Source organism: Pseudomonas sp. HMWF032 (assembly GCF_003060885.1).
In the GTDB taxonomy this organism is placed as follows: Bacteria; Pseudomonadota; Gammaproteobacteria; order Pseudomonadales; family Pseudomonadaceae; genus Aquipseudomonas.
On record NZ_QAIG01000013.1, the window covers coordinates 193,053 to 210,898 of the forward strand.

The window sequence follows — 17,846 nt, forward strand, 5'->3', positions numbered from 1 at the left end:
ATTAGGACTCCAACCCTGTTCGCATGCGCCGCCCCAAACCCAGGCAATAGTCACGCACGAACGCGGGGCTAACCCCGACAAAGCCATAAGCCTCGCTAGCACTGCGGATATCCAGCCAGAACGGGTCATATTCGCGAAGGTTGTTAACCAGCAACTCACCGCCGCCATACCCTTCGATCAACCACTGCGCGACCCGCCCACAGGCCACCCCATGACCTGCGCCAAGATTGAACAAACCCGCCTGGGGCTGCTCGGCAATTCCCACCAATGCCTCGGCCAGAACCTCCACCGGTAGAAAGTCACGTTCTACGAAAGGGCTCATGTCCAGCACAATACGCCCCTGGTCACGTAAGCTGGACATGGCCATGGCAAAGAAGCTACGCCGCCCCGGCACTGGCTCATAACCGCAGACATTGCTCAGCCGCAGCACCGTCAGACGTTCGCCGAGCAATACGCGCAGCGCTTGCTCGCTGGTCCATTTGGCGCGGCCATACAGATTCAACGGCTGTGGCTGCAACGCTTCGTGCAATCGACCATCATGGCCGGCCGGGCCATACACCATCCGCGAGCTGAGCATCAGATAATGGACCTGAGGATGACGCTGCAGCATGCTGGCCAAGTGCACATCGACATCACGGTCAGAGCTGTAAGGTTGTGCTTTCAGAGCGCTATCGAATGCGCAATTAATCAGACAGCCAACCCCCTCCAACCATGCATCACTTGCCAAGGCGGCACTCCGGTCGATAAAGCGCCAACCCGCCGTTTGCGCCTGTGCGCGCAAGGCCTGACCAATAAAACCAGTGCCGCCCACCACAGCAATGCTCATGACTCACTCCAGAAGAAAGCATGCATGCTCAAACGTCGACGCAGGCCCACTGGTAGGTATCGGTAACGCAATCCCAATGCGAAACCGCAGTACTTGCCGAAGGTGCGAATGAAAATACCCACCACCTCAGCCAAACGGCTATGTGCCCAGGCAGCGGCCAACTCAGCGCGTACAAACCGCAAGCCCTCTCCCGACGCGGCCAGGCGCACATTGCGCAGTTCATCATCCATTGCCATCAACGTACCGATATCGAAATAGCGCTTGAGCTCTTGCCATACGCTGTAGTCATGGCTGTGCACGACACATGACAGTGGCTGATAAACCCGGGCATAGCCCCGTTGCAGCAGGCGCAGCGCCACCGCCATATCCTCCCCCAGTGGCAATCGCTCGGGAAAGCCGCCGACGTCCGCCAGAGCAGCACGTCGATAAGCCGCAAAAGAGTTGGAGCAATACACGGCCTTGATGCCGCGCGCCGGCAAGTCAGCCAACATGCTGCGCTCAGCTGTGGCCGGATAATTGAATTCACGGGCAAAGCGCTCCGACAGGCTGGCATTGCTGCGAGCCAATTGCCTGCCATACACCAGGGCAACAGCGTCATCCTCGAAGGGCTGTAGCAGGCACTCCAGCCAGTCAGTGCCGCTCGGACAGGCATCCTGCGTCAGATAAACCAGGAACTCACTATCGGCACACAGCTGAAGAGCCAGATTACGCGTTTTCCCATGGCCAAATTCGCTGCGTTTGATGCTGTGTAACTGATGCCCGGCGGCAGTAATCAGCGCCGCACTGGCATCAGTGGACGACGAGTCGATAAACAGTACGCGATGCACGGTTTGAGGTAGCACCGCGAACGCGGCCAGCAAGGCAGGCAGGTAGTCCTGGGCATTCAAGGTCAGTACCACAACACTGGTACGCGCAAGGCGCTCTGTCATTTCAGAATGCATTCTTGCCACCCAAACCACCGAACACGGTTTTCAGCACAATCCACAGGTCCAACTCAAGCGACCAGTTTTGGATGTAATGGATGTCGTAAGAAAAGCGCTCTGTCAGGTGCTCCTCGGTGAAGGTATTGCCACGCAAACCATTGACCTGAGCCCAACCGGTAATACCTGGCCGCACCTTGTAACGCTCAACAAAGTCCGCCACGACCGCTTCGTAGGTACGCTCACCGGCTTTAACCCCTGGCGGATGAGGGCGCGGCCCTACCACCGACATATGCCCCAGCAATACGTTAATAAACTGCGGAAACTCGTCGAGACTGGTGCGCCGTAGAAAATCGCCTACCCGTGTCACACGGCTATCACCGCGCTCCGTCAAGCGGATTTCCTTGCTCTCACCCAGCGGATCAAAGGTCATGCTGCGGAACTTGTAGATACCGAACAGCTGGTTGCGCAGACCATAGCGCTGCTGTTTGAACAACACTGGCCCCGACGACTCCAGTTTGATTGCCAGGGCAATCAGCAGACCGAACGGCAAAAATACCAACAAGGCACATGCCGCAAAAGCTATATCAAACAGCCGCTTGACCAGGCGACCTTCCACCGGTAGCCGATTCATGCCAAGCAACATCATTTTATGCGGCCCCTGCTTGGGCCAGCGGGCAAACGTATGACGCAACACCGGCACTTCCGGAGCCAGATAAACGCTGCCCAACTGAGCGCGCAGAAGACTGGCCAGTTCATTAACCCGCGCCCCTGCACTGTTAGGCAGGGCAATCACAACGCCATCGATGTCTCTGGGCAGGCACCCCAGCTCAGCCGTACTGGCCAGCAAAGGAACAGGCAAGATCGCCGGATCGATCCGCGACTGACGGTCCTCAATAAACCCAATCACGTCTATATCCGGCTCATGCTGGGCCATATGCTGAACAATGATCACGCCCTGCTCACCAGCTCCCACTACCACCAGCCGCGTCTTACGCGCCCAGCGATGTGCAAACCGCTGCAACAAAAGGCGGCCAAGCAGCGCGAGTAACAGTAATAACGAAAAGAGTCCGAAGAGTAGCGGCGGCGGCAACAATGGTCGGCCGGCCAGCAGCAAAAGCACTTGCAACAGGCCGATGGCCAATACAACGTTAAGCAATGCACTAACCACCAGCAGCGCCCGCGCCACCGTTGGCTGGCCCAGACTTTTGTAGGCCCGCACAGGCATACAGGCGAAAAACACACCTAGGAAAACACCCCAGAACCGCCAGTCGCTCGGCACCTCAAGCCCCGCCAGCACGCACAGCCCGCAGCCGACTGCGACAGCTAACACGCCACAAAGCCCGTGTATCGCCCGCAATAGCAGCAACTCCACCCGCAACATCGCAGCCGCGTCGAAACGTCGTACGGAATGCCCAGACGCAGACCCTTTACGCCGGCGAAACTGCCCCAGGCGCTCACGCGAAAAACGCTCCGGCGCTTCACTCGAACCTATCATCTTGCCTCCGTTGCATATGCCTTCCCTGAGCCCAACACCTACCCGATCTCGCTCAATCAGGTATTTGCCTCAAGACTCAGATCAGACAATGCAGCGCCAGGCACAGCCAATTGCAGCGGGATGGGCGCATCTGCAACACCAAACAACTCGCCATAGCGATCCAGATTACTGGCATACCAATCAGCCAGCATGCCAAGGTCATCGCGCAAGCTGTGTTGAGGCCGCCACCCCATTGCCTCGAGTTTGGCCCAGGAGATCGAGTAGCGGGCATCGTTGAAGGGACGATCCGCCACAAAATCTACAACCTCATCGACTCCACGACCAAAAAAGTCGCAGATCAATTCAGCCATTTGCAAGTTGGTATATTCCTCGCACGTACCAATGTTGTAGGTCTCGCCTACCTTTCCGCGCTCGGCAATGAACAACACAGCACGGGCAAAATCCCTCGTACTGAGGTAGTGCCGACGGTTACTGCCATTGCCATGCAAAGGCAGACGACGCCCCGTCAGCATGTGGCAAATGAACCGAGGAATGATCTTTTCCGGAAACTGGCGAATGCCATATAGGTTGTTTGCCCGGATAACCACGATTGGCTCGTGATACGACTGAATGTAACCACGCAGAATCATCTCTGCAGCAGCCTTGGAGGATGAGTAGGGATTGGTCGGACGCAGCACATCGTCTTCGACCGCTGCACCATCCATCACCTCACCGTAAACCTCATCAGTGCTGACATGCACCACCTTGGCCACACGCTCCTGGCGGCACGCTTCCATCAAACTGTGGGTACCCAAAACATTGGTTCGGGTGAACTCCAACGAGTTGCCAAATGAATTATCCACATGACTTTCGGCAGCGGCATGGATCACCAGAGTTGCACCTTTTACCGCCCTGCAGCAGAACTCCAGATCGGCAACATCGCCCACCAGCAACTGCACCCGATTGGAGAAAACATGATGGGAAATATTTCTTACATCACCGGCATAAGTCATTTTATCCAGCACCACAATGCGCGCATCCGGATATTGCAAACAGGCCTCATCAACAATATGTGAACCCGCGAACCCTGCACCGCCCGTAATCACTATTTTGCGCATATTAAATCCCTCTCCGAACCCACCAGGACGAGTGCACACCCGCCTCTATAAGTAAAAATCCTTTTCAGAACAAAGAATTAATTATTCAAAGCAATTGATCCGCCAACGGTCTCCGCTCTAATAAAAATTGACGTCAAATTATTATCAGACTCACACCTAACATCTCGCCCGGACTCGCCACCAAAACAGCACAAGCAGAACAGCAAATGCAGCAAAATTCACGCCACCATAAAAAATACCCAACATAGGCAATGACAGGTTTTCAGTGAAAACCGCAGCCAGCGACAGCAGCAAAAGCAGTGCCGTACCGTGATAAATTAAATTTGTTACAGGCACACGCATTGCTAAAAAAGCCAACTGCAGTGGAGCTGACAACGCAATGGCAACAACCCCAAACCCCATAAAACTCAACGCATTAGCGCCAGCGAAATAAGCATCGCCATACAGTAAAACCAACAAGTTTCCACCGAACAGCAAGACAACTAACAGATACGCAACCGCCGGCAACGCAAAAACCACCCCCCAACGCACCACATAAGCGACAAACCCCTTATCCGCATACTGCGCATAACGCCGCATAAATTGCGGCCGCAAATAATTGGTAGCCCCCACAAGTAACGGATTGACCAGGTTAGTCAATGCCATACATGCCGCAAAACCACCGACCTGAGCCAACCCACCACCCAGCAAGGCTAGCCAGGGGTAGAGTTGAAGACTGGCGACATGACAACCTCCGCCCAGCACCAGCCAACGCCCATAGCGCGCAAATGACTGCGCACGCTGCCAACTATCAGCCCAAGAGTGCCAGCCCCAAAAAACACGCTCTTGGTATACACCCCAAAACGTTGGCAACAATGAAGCACAGGCGATAACAGCAAATGCAGTGACTGCGGACAATGCCTCAAAAAGAATCAGCGCCGAGACTAACCCGAACTGAATGGCAGATGAAAGCAAATCAAATCTAAATGAGCGCGCCAACTTATCGGCGACATATAAGTGACGCCTAAAGAACTCTCTATAAACAAGCCCTATCAAAGCAAACGGCAACACTAAACCAAGCACCGACAGGCTGTAGAGACCGACGCACAGTCCAATCCAGAAAAACGCTACAACAACAGACACTAACGCCAAGTTACTCAGCATTGCCGCACTAAAATACAAGCGACGCCCCTCGCCCTCCTGAGACTGGAAGTAGGTGTAGGGTGTAGCCACGAGCGTGTCGCCCAGAGAAATCGCCAAAAAACAAAATGAAAAACCCAGCGCAAAAACACCCAACTCCTCCTGCCCTGCCCAATACCCCAATGCCATGACAGTGGCAAAATTAACCAGACTTTGCAGCGCCTGCCCCAGTAAAACCCAAACCCCACCCCCTAACTTTTCCATTCAGCCGCCTATCCATTATTGAAAACGCACATCACACAGGCCGACTTGACGCCCCACAAAAGTGCAGAAAGAAAAAAGCGAACAACCATGACGCACTTAACGACTACGGCAACACACATGGTTGACAGTCCAATCCATAAACCTATCATCTTGCCCACAAGGCATGCACACTACATTGCAGCAGCGAAAGTTATATTAATGATCAGGAACAGTATAAGAATGCGAATGGAGCGCACCGAATTAAGCAACCACGCGCCTGACACTCAAAGATAGAATTTCGCTCGATACCATCAGCTCAGCCGACACACCCTGCCGAACCACACAACAGGCGCTGCCTATGCACATCCTTATCACCGGCGGCGCCGGCTTTATCGGATCAGCACTGATTCGTCACCTGCTGAGCAACACTGCGCATCAGGTACTCAACCTCGACAAGCTGACCTATGCCGGCAATCTCGAGTCGCTGGCCAGTGTTGCTGATCATCCACGCTATCGCTTCGTGCAGGCGGATATTGCCGACAGCACAGCTGTAAGCCAGGCGCTGGCCGAGTTTCAGCCGGACGCGATCATGCATCTTGCGGCGGAATCACATGTCGACCGCTCCATCGACGGCCCAGCGGCGTTTATCCAGACCAATATCGTCGGCACCTATGCATTGCTCGAAGCCACGCGCCATTATTGGATGCTGCTGGACCCGGCGCGCAGGGCAGCGTTTCGCTTTCACCATATTTCCACTGACGAGGTGTATGGCGACCTGCACGGCGTAGATGATCTGTTCACCGAGACCACGCCTTACGCCCCCAGCTCGCCCTACTCGGCGAGCAAGGCCGCATCGGATCATCTGGTGCGCGCCTGGCAGCGCACCTATGGCCTGCCGGTGCTGATCAGCAACTGCTCGAACAATTACGGCCCTTACCACTTCCCGGAAAAGCTGATCCCGCTGGTGATCCTCAATGCTCTGGATGGCAAGCCGTTACCGATATACGGCAATGGCCAGCAAGTGCGTGACTGGTTGTATGTGGAAGACCATGCCCGCGCACTGTTAAAGGTGGTGAGCGAAGGTAAGGTCGGCGAAACCTACAATATCGGCGGGCACAACGAGCAAAAGAACCTGCATGTAGTGGAAAGCATCTGCGTGCTGCTGGACGAGTTGGCCCCACGCCAGAACGGCTCATATAAAGAGCAGATCAGTTTCGTCAGCGACCGCCCAGGCCATGACCTGCGCTACGCCATCGATGCCAGCAAGATCGAACGTGAGCTCGGCTGGAAACCCGCCGAGACCTTCACCAGCGGCCTGCGCAAAACCGTGCTTTGGTATCTGAACAACCTCGACTGGTGTCGGCGCGTGCAGGATGGCAGCTACCAACGCGAACGCCTCGGCGCCCCCCAAGGAGCAGCACAATGAAAGGCATCATTCTGGCAGGCGGCTCCGGCAGCCGCCTGCACCCGATCACCCTCGGCGTGTCCAAACAGCTGCTGCCGATCTACGACAAGCCGATGATCTACTACCCGATCTCCGTACTGATGCTCGCCGGCATTCGTGAAGTCCTGATCATCTCAACGCCACAGGACCTGCCGAATTTCCGCAAAATGCTTGGTGACGGGCAGCAGTTCGGCCTGCACTTCGAGTATGCCGAACAACCCTCACCCGACGGCCTCGCCCAAGCCTTTGTATTGGGCGAACACTTCATTGGTGGCGACTCGGTCTGCCTGATCCTCGGCGATAACATTTTTCACGGCCAACACTTCACCGAGAAACTTCTGCGTGCTGCAGCCGAGCCCTCGGGTGCTACCGTATTTGGCTATTGGGTCAATGACCCGCAGCGCTTTGGCGTGGTTGAGTTCGACGCCCAGGGCAAGGCCATTTCCATCGAGGAAAAGCCCACCGCCCCTAAATCCAGCTATGCGGTGACCGGCCTGTACTTCTACGACAACGATGTGGTCGAAATCGCCAAGGCGGTCAAACCTTCGGCGCGCGGCGAGCTGGAAATCACCGATGTCAACAATGCCTACCTGCAGCGCGGCGACCTACGTGTAGAGCGTTTCGGCCGTGGTTTTGCCTGGCTCGATACTGGCACCCACGACAGCCTGCTGGATGCCTCGCAATACGTGCAGACCATCGAACACCGTCAAGGCTTGAAAGTCGCCTGCCTGGAAGAAATCGCCTACCAGCAGGGCTGGATCAATCGCCAGCAACTGCTGGCCCAGGCCAAAGCCTTTGGCAAAACCGGCTACGGCCACTACCTGTTCAAGCTGGCCGAGGATTGACCATGCAAGCTCTTAGCACCGAAATACCCGGCGTGATCATTCTCGAGCCCAAGGTATTCGGCGATCAGCGCGGCTTTTTCTTCGAGAGCTTCAACGCTCGCAGCTTTGCCGAAGCCACCGGCCTGCAGCGCGAGTTTGTCCAGGACAACCACTCACGCTCGCAACGCGGCGTATTGCGCGGCCTGCATTACCAGGTGCAGCAAGCGCAGGGCAAACTGGTGCGCGTCACCGCCGGTGAAGTTTATGACGTAGCCGTGGATCTACGGCGCAGCTCACCCACCTTCGGCAAATGGGTGAGCACCCTACTGTCCGCCGAAAACAGGCGGCAACTGTGGGTGCCGGAAGGTTTTGCCCATGGTTTTGTAGTGCTCAGCGAGTTCGCCGAGTTTCTCTACAAGACCACTGACTACTACGCCCCCGAACATGAACGCTGCATTCGCTGGGATGATCCGACGCTGGCCATCGACTGGCCACTGGAAAATGCGCCGCAACTGTCGACCAAGGACCAGGCTGGCCTCAGCTTCATCGATGCGCAGGTCTTCCCGTGAGAATTCTCCTGCTCGGCCGGCATGGCCAGGTCAGTCAGGAACTACAGCGCACCCTGCAAGGCGCAGGCTCACTGACGGTACTGGGCCACGAGCAGCTGGACCTGTCTCAACCCGAGCTGATTCGCCAGCAGGTTCAGTGCCTGCACCCCGAGTTGATCATCAATGCCGCCGCACACACCGCCGTGGATCAGGCCGAGAGCGAGCCGGAGCTGGCCTTCGCGATCAACGCAACAGCGCCCGGCATCCTCGCCGAGGCTGCCGCCGAGCTTGGTGCTCCGCTGATCCATTACTCCACTGATTATGTGTTCGATGGCAACCACGCCGTGCCTTACCGCGAAAGCGACGCCACCAATCCGCTCAGTGTTTATGGCCGCAGCAAACGGGCTGGCGAGCAGGCGATTCAGGCCGTGAACGGCATGCACCTGATTCTGCGCACCAGCTGGGTCTATTCGCAGCACGGCAAAAACTTCCTGCTGACCATGCAACGCCTGCTGCAGGAGCGCGAAAGTCTTTCGGTGGTGGACGACCAGATCGGCGCACCAACCTGGGCAGGCACTATCGCTCAAGCCACGGCGCTGCTGATCGAACAGTGGCGCAGCGGCCAGGCCGGCCCGTGGGGCGTGTATCACCTGACCGCGCAGGGCGAAACCAGCTGGTTCGGCTTTGCCAGTGCCATTGCCGCACACCTGCGCAGCCAGGGCAAAAAAGTGGCCACACTGCAGTCCATTCCCAGCAGCGCCTACCCAACCCCGGCGCAGCGCCCGCTTAATTCGCGCCTGGACTGCAACCGCCTGCAGCAGGACTGGCACGTTCAACTGCCAACCTGGCAAGCCGCGCTGGAGCAATGTCTAGCTCGTAGTTAAGCCCTGAAGCGCTGAATCTGCTGCTGTAACCCGGTGGCTAGCTGCGCCAGATCGCGACTGGCAATCGAGCTCTGCTCAGCGCCGTTGACCACCTCGCCGATGCTGTCGTTAAGACTGCTGATGTTCTGGCTGATCTCATTGGCCACCGCCGTCTGCTCTTCGGTAGCGGCGGAAATCTGCACGTTGCCGTCGGCGATACCTTCGATGGCATGGGCAATATGATTGAGCACTTCACCCGCTTCACGGGCATGACTGACGCTGTTCTGCGCCTGCTCGCGCGAGAGCTGCATGGCACTCACCGCACTGCGCGCGCCGCCTTGCAGGGCATCGATCATGCTGCGGATCGACTCGGTGGCTTTCTGCGTATTGCTGGCCAGGCTGCGCACCTCATCGGCCACCACGGCAAAGCCACGCCCCGCCTCACCGGCGCGTGCGGCCTCGATCGCCGCATTGAGCGCCAGCAGGTTGGTCTGCTCGGCAATACTCTGGATCACCCCAAGCACCTTGCTGATTTCATCGCTCTGGCTGTGCAGGGTGTCGATCACCTCACCGGCTTTTTCCACCGAGGTCGACAGCCCCTGAATCGATGTGAGGTTGGACTGCACCAACTCGCTGCCCTGGCGCGCTTCCTTGTTTGCGTCCGCCGCATTCGTGGCGGTGGACTGCGCATTGCGTGCCACCTCCTGCACCGCCACGCTCATCTGATGCACGGCGGTGGCGACCATATTGGTCTGGTCACCCTGCGCCGTGGCGGCATGGCTGACCTGGGCACTGATCGCACTCATTTCCTCGGAAGCGGCGGCCAGCTGAATGGCTGTATCGGTCAAATGCCTGATCAGAGCCTGCTGATGCTCCAGCAGCTTATTGAACGCCCGCGCGGTATCGGAGACCTCATCACGCCCGTGCGTGTCTGCCCGCAAGGTCAGGTTGGATGACTGTTGCACTTCGCTGATCACACCACGCAAACCGGACAGCGGGCGAATGATCGACAGACTGATCAGCAAGGCGGCCACCAGCACCAGAATCAATGCCACCGCACCAATCAGCAGAAAGACATCGCGCATGGAGTGGTACTGCTCAGTGGTCAGTGTATTGAGCCTCTCGCCCTCGCTCAGCTGCAGGCTGATCAGCCCCTCCAGCTCTCCACCCAAAGGGTCAAAGGTGTCGTACAAGGTCCGATTGAAGACCTCGGCCTCGGCAGCCCGCAACTGACCCGAATCGACCTGGGCCAGATACTGATCGGCCAGTTGCTGAACCTGCAGCAACAGCGGCTTGGTCCGCTCGACCCGGCGACTCTCATCGGCTGTCAATCGAGTCGCTATGTATTGCGCCCAGGCCTGGTCACCACGGCTGCGCGCCTCACTGAAGGCCTTACGCAACGCCGATTGGTCAAACACACCTGAGCGGTACTTATGCAACGCATCCACCATCGCCACGGCGTAGGCATCGGACACCACCTTGAGCTGACTGATCGGCCGCATGCGATCAACAAACAGCTCATCAAAGCTGTCATTGAGCTTGCTGGCGTTGGACAACGCCATGCCGATGACCACAATCAGCACCAGCAGTGGTACCACTGCCAGCATCAACAAACGCGCCCGAACCGTAAATTGAGCCAGCATCAGGATATCTCCAGAAACTAAAGCGCAGCCGTTCATGCCGGGCGCAGCACAGTGGCACCAATACTCCAGAGCGATGCCGGACACAGTGAGTATTGACCATATCGGCAAGCTTGCCCGCTTATTGCATAACAGCCACCCGAGACTCCACATCGAGTAACCACATGCCCACCGCTCACCCGCACCCCAGCCGTCCGCGCTGGCGCAGCCTGGCCGCCCTGGCGCTGCTGCTGACACCTCTGCTGTGGCCTGTGCAGCAACTGGCCGAGCGTTACTACAGCGGCGTACTGGTCGAACAGAATCGCCAGACCCTCGACCTGTATGTGGCCAATCTACTCGGCACACTGCGTCGCTATGAAGTGCTACCGCCAATTCTTGGCGACTTACCCGCCCTGCGCATGGCCCTGCAACAGCCCGATCAGCAGAGCGCCCGTGACAGCGCCAACCGCCTGCTGGATCAAGTCAGCGCACAAACCGGCGCCGACGTGATCTACCTGATGGACCCCAACGGCAAGACCCTGGCCGCCTCCAACTGGAAGCAGACCGACTCCTTCGTCGACCGCAACTTTGCCTTCCGCCCCTACTTCCGCGAGGCCATCGCTGGCCGCCAGGGGCGCTTCTTCGGCCTCGGCACGACGTCAGGCAAACGCGGCTACTATTTCGCCGCAGCCGTACGCGATGGCGAGCGCAACCTCGGCGCACTGGTGGTCAAAGTCGATTTCGACCACACCGAAACCCTCTGGGGTAATACCCCGGAACAACTGCTGGTAACCGATGCCAATGGCGTGGTGATTCTCACGTCCAACAGCCAGTGGCGGTTTACCGCCAGCCGCCCGCTGGACGCCGCAGAGCGCGCCGCAATAGCCGCTAACCTGCCCTACCCGACCCAGGCGCCGCCGCCGATCAAGCTGGACGCGCGAAACTGGATCCGCCAGGATCGCGAACTCAAGGAAACCGGCTGGACCGTCAGCATCCTCGCCCCACGCAGCCTGCTCGACCGCCCGGTGCGCACCGCTCTGGTTGCGGCTGGCGGCATCCTGTTATTGCTGATGCTGCTGCTTGGCCTGCTGATGCAACGTCGCCGCCACTACCTGGAGCGCATTGCCCTTGATAGCCAGGCGCGCCAGCAGTTGGAACAGCGCGTACTGGAGCGCACCCTGGACCTGGAGCGGCTCAACAGCCGGCTGAAACAGGAAGTGCTGGAGCGTGAACAGGCCCAGCAGGAACTGGTTCAAGCACAAGATGAACTGGTGCAAGCCAGCAAACTCTCGGCCCTCGGCACCATGAGCGCGAGCATCAGCCATGAACTCAACCAGCCGCTGGCGGCCATCCGCAGCTACGCCGACAACGCCGGCGTGCTGCTCGACCACCAGCGCAGCGACGATGCCCGCGCCAACCTCAAGCTGATCAGCCAACTCACCGAACGCATGGCCTCGATCATCGCCCACCTGCGCGCCTTTGCTCGCCGCGACCGCCACGCCCCGGAAAGCGTGGCCTTGCAGCCCGCCATCGATGATGCCTTGGCACTGCTGGCCAAGCGCCGGCAGGCCATGCAAGTTGAACTGATCCGCGACCTGCCGGACGCCACGCTATGGGTGCAGGCCGGGGAAACCCGCTTGCGCCAGGTGCTTGGCAACCTGCTGGCCAATGCCCTCGACGCCCTGAGTGAAGTACCACAACCGCGCCGCCTGTGGCTGAGCGCGGAAGTCACCGCCAGCGGGATTGACCTGCACCTACGCGACAATGGCCCCGGTTTCAGCCAGGAAGCCCTGCAGCGCGCCCGCGAACCCTTCTTTACCACCAAGACCAGCGCCCAGGGCCTCGGCCTCGGCCTGGCCATTTGCGATACCCTGATGCGCGCCCTGGGCGGCGAACTGCTGCTGGCCAACCATGCCAACGGTGGCGCCCAGTTGACCCTGCGCCTGCGCGCAGCGGATCAGGGCATCAAAACCCAGTCCCAAGAGGATTTTGTCGTATGAGCATGATCGATTCCCGCACCCAGGTGCTGTTGATCGATGACGACCCCCACCTGCGCCAGGCGCTGAGCCAGACCCTCGACCTGGCCGGGCTGAAGGTCTGCACCCTGGCCGATGCCCATGGTGTGGCCGCGCGCATCGAACGCGACTGGCCGGGCGTGGTGGTCAGCGATATCCGCATGCCCGGTATCGATGGCCTGCAGCTGCTGCAACAACTGCAGGAACAGGACCCGGAACTGCCAGTGCTGCTGATTACCGGCCACGGCGATGTGCCGCTGGCCGTGCAGGCCATGCGTGCCGGGGCCTATGACTTCTTGGAAAAACCCTTCGCCAGCGACGACCTGCTCGACAGCGTGCGCCGCGCCCTGGCTCTGCGTCGCCTGGTACTGGATAACCGTAGCCTGCGCATGGCCCTGGCCGATCGCCACACCCTGTCGGCGCGTTTAGTGGGGCAGTCGCCCGCCATGCTGCGCCTGCGTGAACAGATTGGCGCCCTGGCCGGGATCAACAGCGACGTGCTGATCCTCGGCGAAACTGGTGCCGGCAAGGAAGTGGTGGCGCGCGCGCTGCACGATCTGTCCAGCCGCCGGGCCGGGCCCTTCGTCGCGATCAACGCCGGCGCCCTGGCGGAATCGGTGGTGGAAAGCGAGCTGTTCGGCCATGAACAGGGCGCCTTTACCGGCGCGCAGAAGCGCCGCATCGGCAAGTTCGAATTTGCCAATGGCGGCACGCTGTTTCTTGATGAAATCGAAAGCATGAGCCTGGAAGTCCAGGTCAAACTGCTGCGCCTGCTGCAGGAGCGAGTGGTCGAACGCCTCGGTGGCAATCAGTTGATTCCTCTGGATATCCGGGTGATTGCCGCGACCAAGGAAGACCTGCGCCAGGCCGCTGACCAGGGACGTTTCCGCGCTGACCTGTATTACCGCCTGAACGTCGCCCCACTGCGCATTCCAGCGCTGCGCGAACGCGGTGAAGACACCCTGATGCTGTTTCAATACTTCGCCGAGGCCGCCCGCAGCCGCCATGGCCTGACCGAACGCAGCCTGCAACCGGGCCAGCGTGCCGCCCTGCTGCGCCACCCCTGGCCGGGCAATGTGCGTGAATTGCAGAACGCCGCCGAACGCTTTGCCCTGGGACTGGAACTGGACCTCGACCTGCAAACCCAAGCCACTGCGCCCATGCCCGATGAAGACGGCAACAGCGGTGGCCTGAATGCCCAGGTGGAGGCCTTCGAGCGCAGCCTGATCAGCGCCGAACTGAGCCGTTCACACAGTTCGCTGCGCAGCCTGGCCGAAGCCCTCGGTGTGCCGCGCAAGACCCTGCACGACAAATTGCGCAAGCATGGGCTGAGCTTCGCCGACGCTGGCGGAAGCTCGCCAGACAACCCTGAATGATTGGCAGAATTCCGCCAATAGCCTCTCCGGCGGCGGCCGCCACAAGCCGCCCGCCTTCTCCCCAAGCAGCGCCAAGCCCCGACAAACCTGGCCTCTAGCCTGAACAGCGGCAATCCGCCGCAGGCTGGCATGGCCGTTGCTCTAGGCTCCTGCAGGCGACTCACACACGCCCTGGTTGAGGCAATCGCTGCCCAGCGGCCAGCCACTTTCTGGCAGACCGCCTGGACTTGAGTCTGTCTTGCCGCGCTAAGGCGCATCACGCACTACAAAAACAATAGGAAAAATTCCATGTTCAAACTGACTGCCAAGGCGCTCGCGTGCGCCCTGTCGCTGAGCATCGCCGGTATGGCCCAGGCCGCCGATCCGATCGTGATCAAGTTCTCCCACGTGGTCGCCGACCACACCCCAAAAGGCCAGGGTGCCGCGCTGTTCAAGAAGCTCGCCGAAGAGCGTCTGGGCGACAAAGTCAAGGTCGAGGTTTACCCGAACTCCTCGCTGTTCGGTGACGGCAAGGAAATGGAAGCGCTGTTGCTCGGTGACGTGCAACTGATCGCGCCTTCGTTGGCCAAATTCGAGCATTACACCAAGCAAATCCAGATTTTCGACCTGCCGTTCCTGTTCAACGACATGGCCGCCGTTGACCGCTTCCAGCTGAGCCCGGAAGGTCAGGCACTGCTGAAATCCATGGAAGAGAAAAACATCACCGGTCTGGCCTACTGGCACAACGGTCTCAAGCAGCTGTCCGCCAACAAGGCGCTGCGTGAGCCGAAAGACGCCCGCGGCCTGAAATTCCGCGTACAGGCTTCTGCCGTACTGGAAGAGCAGTTCAAGGCTGTGCGCGCCAACCCGCGCAAAATGAGCTTCGCCGAGGTTTACCAAGGCCTGCAGACTGGCGTGGTCAACGGTGCCGAGAACCCCTACTCGAACATCTACAGCCAGAAAATGCATGAAGTGCAGAAATTCATCACCGAATCCAACCACGGTGTTCTGGACTACATGCTGATCACCAACACCAAGTTCTGGAACGGCCTGCCTGCCGATGTGCGCAGCGAGCTGGACAAGATCATCGTGGAAGTGACTGCCGAAGTGAACAAGCAGGCTGACGCCCTCAACGAAGGCGACAAGCAGCGCATCCTCGAAGCCAAAACCACCGAAATCATTACCCTGACGCCAGAACAGCGTAACGAATGGCGCAATGCCATGAAGCCGGTGTGGAGCAAGTTCGAAGCAGAAATCGGTGCCGACCTGATCAAGGCTGCCGACGCAGCCAACCAGTAAGGCGGAACAGGCTACGGCCTGCACCCAACCACAGCGCAGCCTTGCTGCTGCGCGATTGGCCGACTACCCAGGCACCCCTTGCCGGCTGCCTGGGTACGCTGCCCCTCACCACTGGAGACTCTATTGATGAACGCCTTGCGGCGCGTCTGGGACCACTTCGAGGAAGGCTTTATCGCATTCCTGCTGGCCGCCATGACGCTGGTGACCTTCGTCTACGTGATCCTCAACAACCTCTACACGCTGTTCTACAACCTGGCGGATCGCTGGGAAGGCAGCAGCGAGTTTTTCTTCGCCATTGGCGACAGCATTCTTGGCATGGCCCAGTCGATGACCTGGAGCATTGCCCTGACCAAGGCGCTGTTCGCCTGGTTGATCTTCTTTGGCCTGGCCTACGGTGTGCGCACCGCCGGGCATATCGGCGTGGATGCGCTGGTGAAACTGGCCAGCAAACCGGTGCAGCGGGTTATCGGCCTGATCGCATGCATGGCCTGCCTGGGTTATGCCGGGCTGATCGCCGTGGCCAGCTTCGATTGGGTGAAAACCCTGTTCACCGCCGGCATCGGCGCCGAGGACCTCGGTCACTACGGCATCATGCAATGGCACATCACTGCCATCGTGCCGTTCGGCTACGCCATGGTGTTTATCCGCTTCTTTGAAATCTTCGTGCGCATCCTGCGTAACCAGCAGACCGGCCTCGGCCTGGCCGATGAAGCCGCCGACGCGCTGAAGATCAATGAGCATGAGGAGCACAAGCCATGACCATCCTGTTCCTCTTTGTCCTGCTGTTCCTACTGATGTTTATCGGCGTGCCGATTGCCGCGTCGCTGGGTCTCTCCGGTGCGCTGACCATCATGCTGTTCAGCCCGGACTCGGTGCGTTCGCTGGCGATCAAGCTGTTCGAAACCAGTGAGCACTACACCCTGCTGGCGATCCCGTTCTTCCTGCTCTCCGGTGCCTTTATGACCACCGGCGGCGTGGCCAAGCGCCTGATCGATTTCGCCAACGCCTGCGTCGGCCATATCCGTGGCGGCCTGGCCATCTCGGCGGTATTGGCGTGCATGCTGTTCGCGGCGCTGTCCGGCTCATCCCCAGCCACCGTGGCTGCCGTCGGTTCGATTGCCATCGCCGGTATGGTGCGCTCCGGTTACCCGCAGGCTTTTGGCGCCGGTATCGTGTGTAACGCCGGCACCCTGGGCATCCTGATTCCGCCGTCGATCGTCATGGTGGTGTACGCCGCGGCAACCGAGCAGTCGGTGGGCAAGCTGTTTATGGCCGGTGTGGTACCGGGCCTGCTGCTGGGCGTAATCCTGATGGTGGCGATCTATATCGTCGCGCGGAAGATGAACCTGCCGGCCATGCCACGTGCCACTTTCCGTGAGTTCCTCACCGCTGCACGCAAAGCCGTATGGGGCCTGCTGCTGATGGTGATCATCCTCGGCGGCATCTACACCGGCATGTTCACCCCAACCGAAGCCGCTGCTGTGGCGGCGGTCTACGCCGGCTTAGTGGCGCTGTTCGTGTACAAGGACATGACCATCCGCGAGTGCCCGAAGGTGCTGCTGGAGTCCGGCAAGCTGAGCATCATGCTGATGTTCATCATTGCCAACGCCATGCTCTTCGCCCACGTGCTGACCACTGAGCAGATCCCGCAGACCATTACCGCCTGGGTGGTGGACATGGGCCTGCAACCCTGGCAGTTCCTGCTGGTGGTGAACATCGTGTTGCTGGTGGCGGGCGCCTTTATGGAGCCGTCGGCGATCATCCTGATCCTCGCGCCAATCCTTTTCCCGATTGCCGTGCAACTGGGCATCGACCCGATCCACCTGGGCATCATCATGGTGGTGAACATGGAAATCGGCCTGATCACGCCACCGGTGGGACTCAATCTGTTCGTCACCTCGGCGGTGACCGGCATGCCGCTGACCGCCGTGGTCAAGGCTGCCTGGCCATGGCTGATGATTTTGCTGGGCTTCCTGGTAGTGATCACCTACGTGCCGTCAATATCCCTGGCACTGCCAAACTGGCTGGGCATGAGCTGACAGCAACTCTGTGTGCACTTCCCTGCACACTTTTAGCCCGGCCTAGGTGCCGGGCTTTTTTTGCTCGCAGTTTTTTGTCAGGCGGATTGGCGGCATGCGCCATGGCCAGGTTCACGCCGTGCGGCGTCACCCACCAT

The 17,846-nt window shown here is 59.2% G+C and carries 15 protein-coding genes; 9 read left to right on the forward strand and 6 right to left on the reverse strand.

Translation table 11 applies throughout. The annotated features are described in order from the left end of the window. Nucleotide 1: 1 nt before the first annotated feature. The 5 genes from DBR00_RS18600 to DBR00_RS18620 all read right to left on the reverse strand — a co-directional run bounded on the left by DBR00_RS18600 (nt 2) and on the right by DBR00_RS18620 (nt 5,724). Entirely contained in the window at nt 2-826 is an 825-nt protein-coding gene (locus DBR00_RS18600) for an NAD(P)-dependent oxidoreductase (RefSeq protein ID WP_108489331.1), read from the reverse strand. Next, a complete protein-coding gene (locus DBR00_RS18605) occupies nt 823-1,755 on the reverse strand; it encodes a glycosyltransferase family 2 protein (protein WP_158271583.1) in 933 nt (310 codons plus the stop codon). Before DBR00_RS18605 ends, DBR00_RS18600 begins: the two co-directional genes overlap by 4 nt. Nucleotide 1,756: 1 nt before the next feature. Then, on the reverse strand, nt 1,757-3,244 hold the full coding sequence (locus DBR00_RS18610; RefSeq protein ID WP_108489333.1) for an exopolysaccharide biosynthesis polyprenyl glycosylphosphotransferase: 1,488 nt from the start codon (nt 3,242-3,244) through the stop codon (nt 1,757-1,759). 56 nt (nt 3,245-3,300) lie between these two features. After that, on the reverse strand, nt 3,301-4,341 hold the full coding sequence (locus DBR00_RS18615) for a dTDP-glucose 4,6-dehydratase (protein WP_108489334.1): 1,041 nt from the start codon (nt 4,339-4,341) through the stop codon (nt 3,301-3,303). 156 nt (nt 4,342-4,497) lie between these two features. Then, entirely contained in the window at nt 4,498-5,724 is a 1,227-nt protein-coding gene (locus DBR00_RS18620) for a lipopolysaccharide biosynthesis protein (protein WP_108489335.1), read from the reverse strand. 337 nt (nt 5,725-6,061) lie between these two features. On the opposite strand from DBR00_RS18620, the gene rfbB reads away from it, so the two are divergent. The 4 genes from rfbB to rfbD are packed head-to-tail and all read left to right on the forward strand — an operon-like array spanning nt 6,062 to nt 9,403. Then, nucleotides 6,062-7,129: a dTDP-glucose 4,6-dehydratase gene (gene rfbB / locus DBR00_RS18625; protein ID WP_108489336.1), complete on the forward strand. Its 1,068-nt coding sequence runs from the start codon at nt 6,062-6,064 to the stop codon at nt 7,127-7,129. Then, nucleotides 7,126-7,992, forward strand: a complete 867-nt coding sequence (rfbA, locus tag DBR00_RS18630) for a glucose-1-phosphate thymidylyltransferase RfbA (protein WP_108489337.1) — start codon at nt 7,126-7,128, stop codon at nt 7,990-7,992. The genes rfbB and rfbA overlap by 4 nt, the downstream gene beginning before the upstream one ends. 2 nt (nt 7,993-7,994) lie before the next feature. Then, a complete protein-coding gene (gene rfbC / locus DBR00_RS18635) occupies nt 7,995-8,540 on the forward strand; it encodes a dTDP-4-dehydrorhamnose 3,5-epimerase (RefSeq protein WP_108489338.1) in 546 nt (181 codons plus the stop codon). Next, on the forward strand, nt 8,537-9,403 hold the full coding sequence (gene rfbD / locus DBR00_RS18640) for a dTDP-4-dehydrorhamnose reductase (protein ID WP_108489339.1): 867 nt from the start codon (nt 8,537-8,539) through the stop codon (nt 9,401-9,403). Before rfbC ends, rfbD begins: the two co-directional genes overlap by 4 nt. On the opposite strand, the gene DBR00_RS18645 is transcribed toward rfbD, so the two are convergent. Beyond that, nucleotides 9,400-11,025 (reverse strand): methyl-accepting chemotaxis protein, encoded by a 1,626-nt coding sequence (locus tag DBR00_RS18645; RefSeq protein ID WP_108489340.1) that lies wholly within the window; start codon nt 11,023-11,025, stop codon nt 9,400-9,402. The genes rfbD and DBR00_RS18645 overlap by 4 nt on opposite strands. A 161-nt stretch (nt 11,026-11,186) precedes the next feature. On the opposite strand from DBR00_RS18645, the gene DBR00_RS18650 reads away from it, so the two are divergent. The 5 genes from DBR00_RS18650 (at nt 11,187) to dctM (ending at nt 17,709) form a co-directional block, all read left to right on the forward strand. Continuing rightward, entirely contained in the window at nt 11,187-13,001 is a 1,815-nt protein-coding gene (locus tag DBR00_RS18650) for an ATP-binding protein (RefSeq protein ID WP_108538098.1), read from the forward strand. After that, nucleotides 12,998-14,392: a sigma-54 dependent transcriptional regulator gene (locus tag DBR00_RS18655; protein WP_108489136.1), complete on the forward strand. Its 1,395-nt coding sequence runs from the start codon at nt 12,998-13,000 to the stop codon at nt 14,390-14,392. Before DBR00_RS18650 ends, DBR00_RS18655 begins: the two co-directional genes overlap by 4 nt. 288 nt (nt 14,393-14,680) lie before the next feature. Continuing rightward, on the forward strand, nt 14,681-15,670 hold the full coding sequence (gene dctP / locus DBR00_RS18660) for a C4-dicarboxylate TRAP substrate-binding protein DctP (protein ID WP_108489135.1): 990 nt from the start codon (nt 14,681-14,683) through the stop codon (nt 15,668-15,670). A 126-nt stretch (nt 15,671-15,796) separates the two neighbouring features. Further along, complete coding sequence (locus DBR00_RS18665; RefSeq protein WP_108489134.1) at nt 15,797-16,429, forward strand: TRAP transporter small permease; 633 nt, start codon at nt 15,797-15,799, stop codon at nt 16,427-16,429. Next, the gene (gene dctM / locus DBR00_RS18670; RefSeq protein ID WP_108489133.1) at nt 16,426-17,709 is read left to right on the forward strand and encodes a C4-dicarboxylate TRAP transporter large permease protein DctM; all 1,284 of its coding nucleotides are present in this window, start codon (nt 16,426-16,428) and stop codon (nt 17,707-17,709) included. The genes DBR00_RS18665 and dctM overlap by 4 nt, the downstream gene beginning before the upstream one ends. Nucleotides 17,710-17,846: the final 137 nt, after the last annotated feature.

Coding starts and splice junctions, on each gene's coding strand:
- DBR00_RS18600 (WP_108489331.1), bottom strand. CDS start 826: ATGAGCATTGCTGTGGTGGGCGGCACTGGTTTTATTGGTCAGGCCTTG.
- DBR00_RS18605 (WP_158271583.1), bottom strand. CDS start 1,755: ATGACAGAGCGCCTTGCGCGTACCAGTGTTGTGGTACTGACCTTGAAT.
- DBR00_RS18610 (WP_108489333.1), bottom strand. CDS start 3,244: ATGATAGGTTCGAGTGAAGCGCCGGAGCGTTTTTCGCGTGAGCGCCTG.
- DBR00_RS18615 (WP_108489334.1), bottom strand. CDS start 4,341: ATGCGCAAAATAGTGATTACGGGCGGTGCAGGGTTCGCGGGTTCACAT.
- DBR00_RS18620 (WP_108489335.1), bottom strand. CDS start 5,724: ATGGAAAAGTTAGGGGGTGGGGTTTGGGTTTTACTGGGGCAGGCGCTG.
- rfbB (WP_108489336.1), top strand. CDS start 6,062: ATGCACATCCTTATCACCGGCGGCGCCGGCTTTATCGGATCAGCACTG.
- rfbA (WP_108489337.1), top strand. CDS start 7,126: ATGAAAGGCATCATTCTGGCAGGCGGCTCCGGCAGCCGCCTGCACCCG.
- rfbC (WP_108489338.1), top strand. CDS start 7,995: ATGCAAGCTCTTAGCACCGAAATACCCGGCGTGATCATTCTCGAGCCC.
- DBR00_RS18645 (WP_108489340.1), bottom strand. CDS start 11,025: ATGCTGGCTCAATTTACGGTTCGGGCGCGTTTGTTGATGCTGGCAGTG.
- DBR00_RS18650 (WP_108538098.1), top strand. CDS start 11,187: ATGCCCACCGCTCACCCGCACCCCAGCCGTCCGCGCTGGCGCAGCCTG.
- DBR00_RS18655 (WP_108489136.1), top strand. CDS start 12,998: ATGAGCATGATCGATTCCCGCACCCAGGTGCTGTTGATCGATGACGAC.
- dctP (WP_108489135.1), top strand. CDS start 14,681: ATGTTCAAACTGACTGCCAAGGCGCTCGCGTGCGCCCTGTCGCTGAGC.
- DBR00_RS18665 (WP_108489134.1), top strand. CDS start 15,797: ATGAACGCCTTGCGGCGCGTCTGGGACCACTTCGAGGAAGGCTTTATC.
- dctM (WP_108489133.1), top strand. CDS start 16,426: ATGACCATCCTGTTCCTCTTTGTCCTGCTGTTCCTACTGATGTTTATC.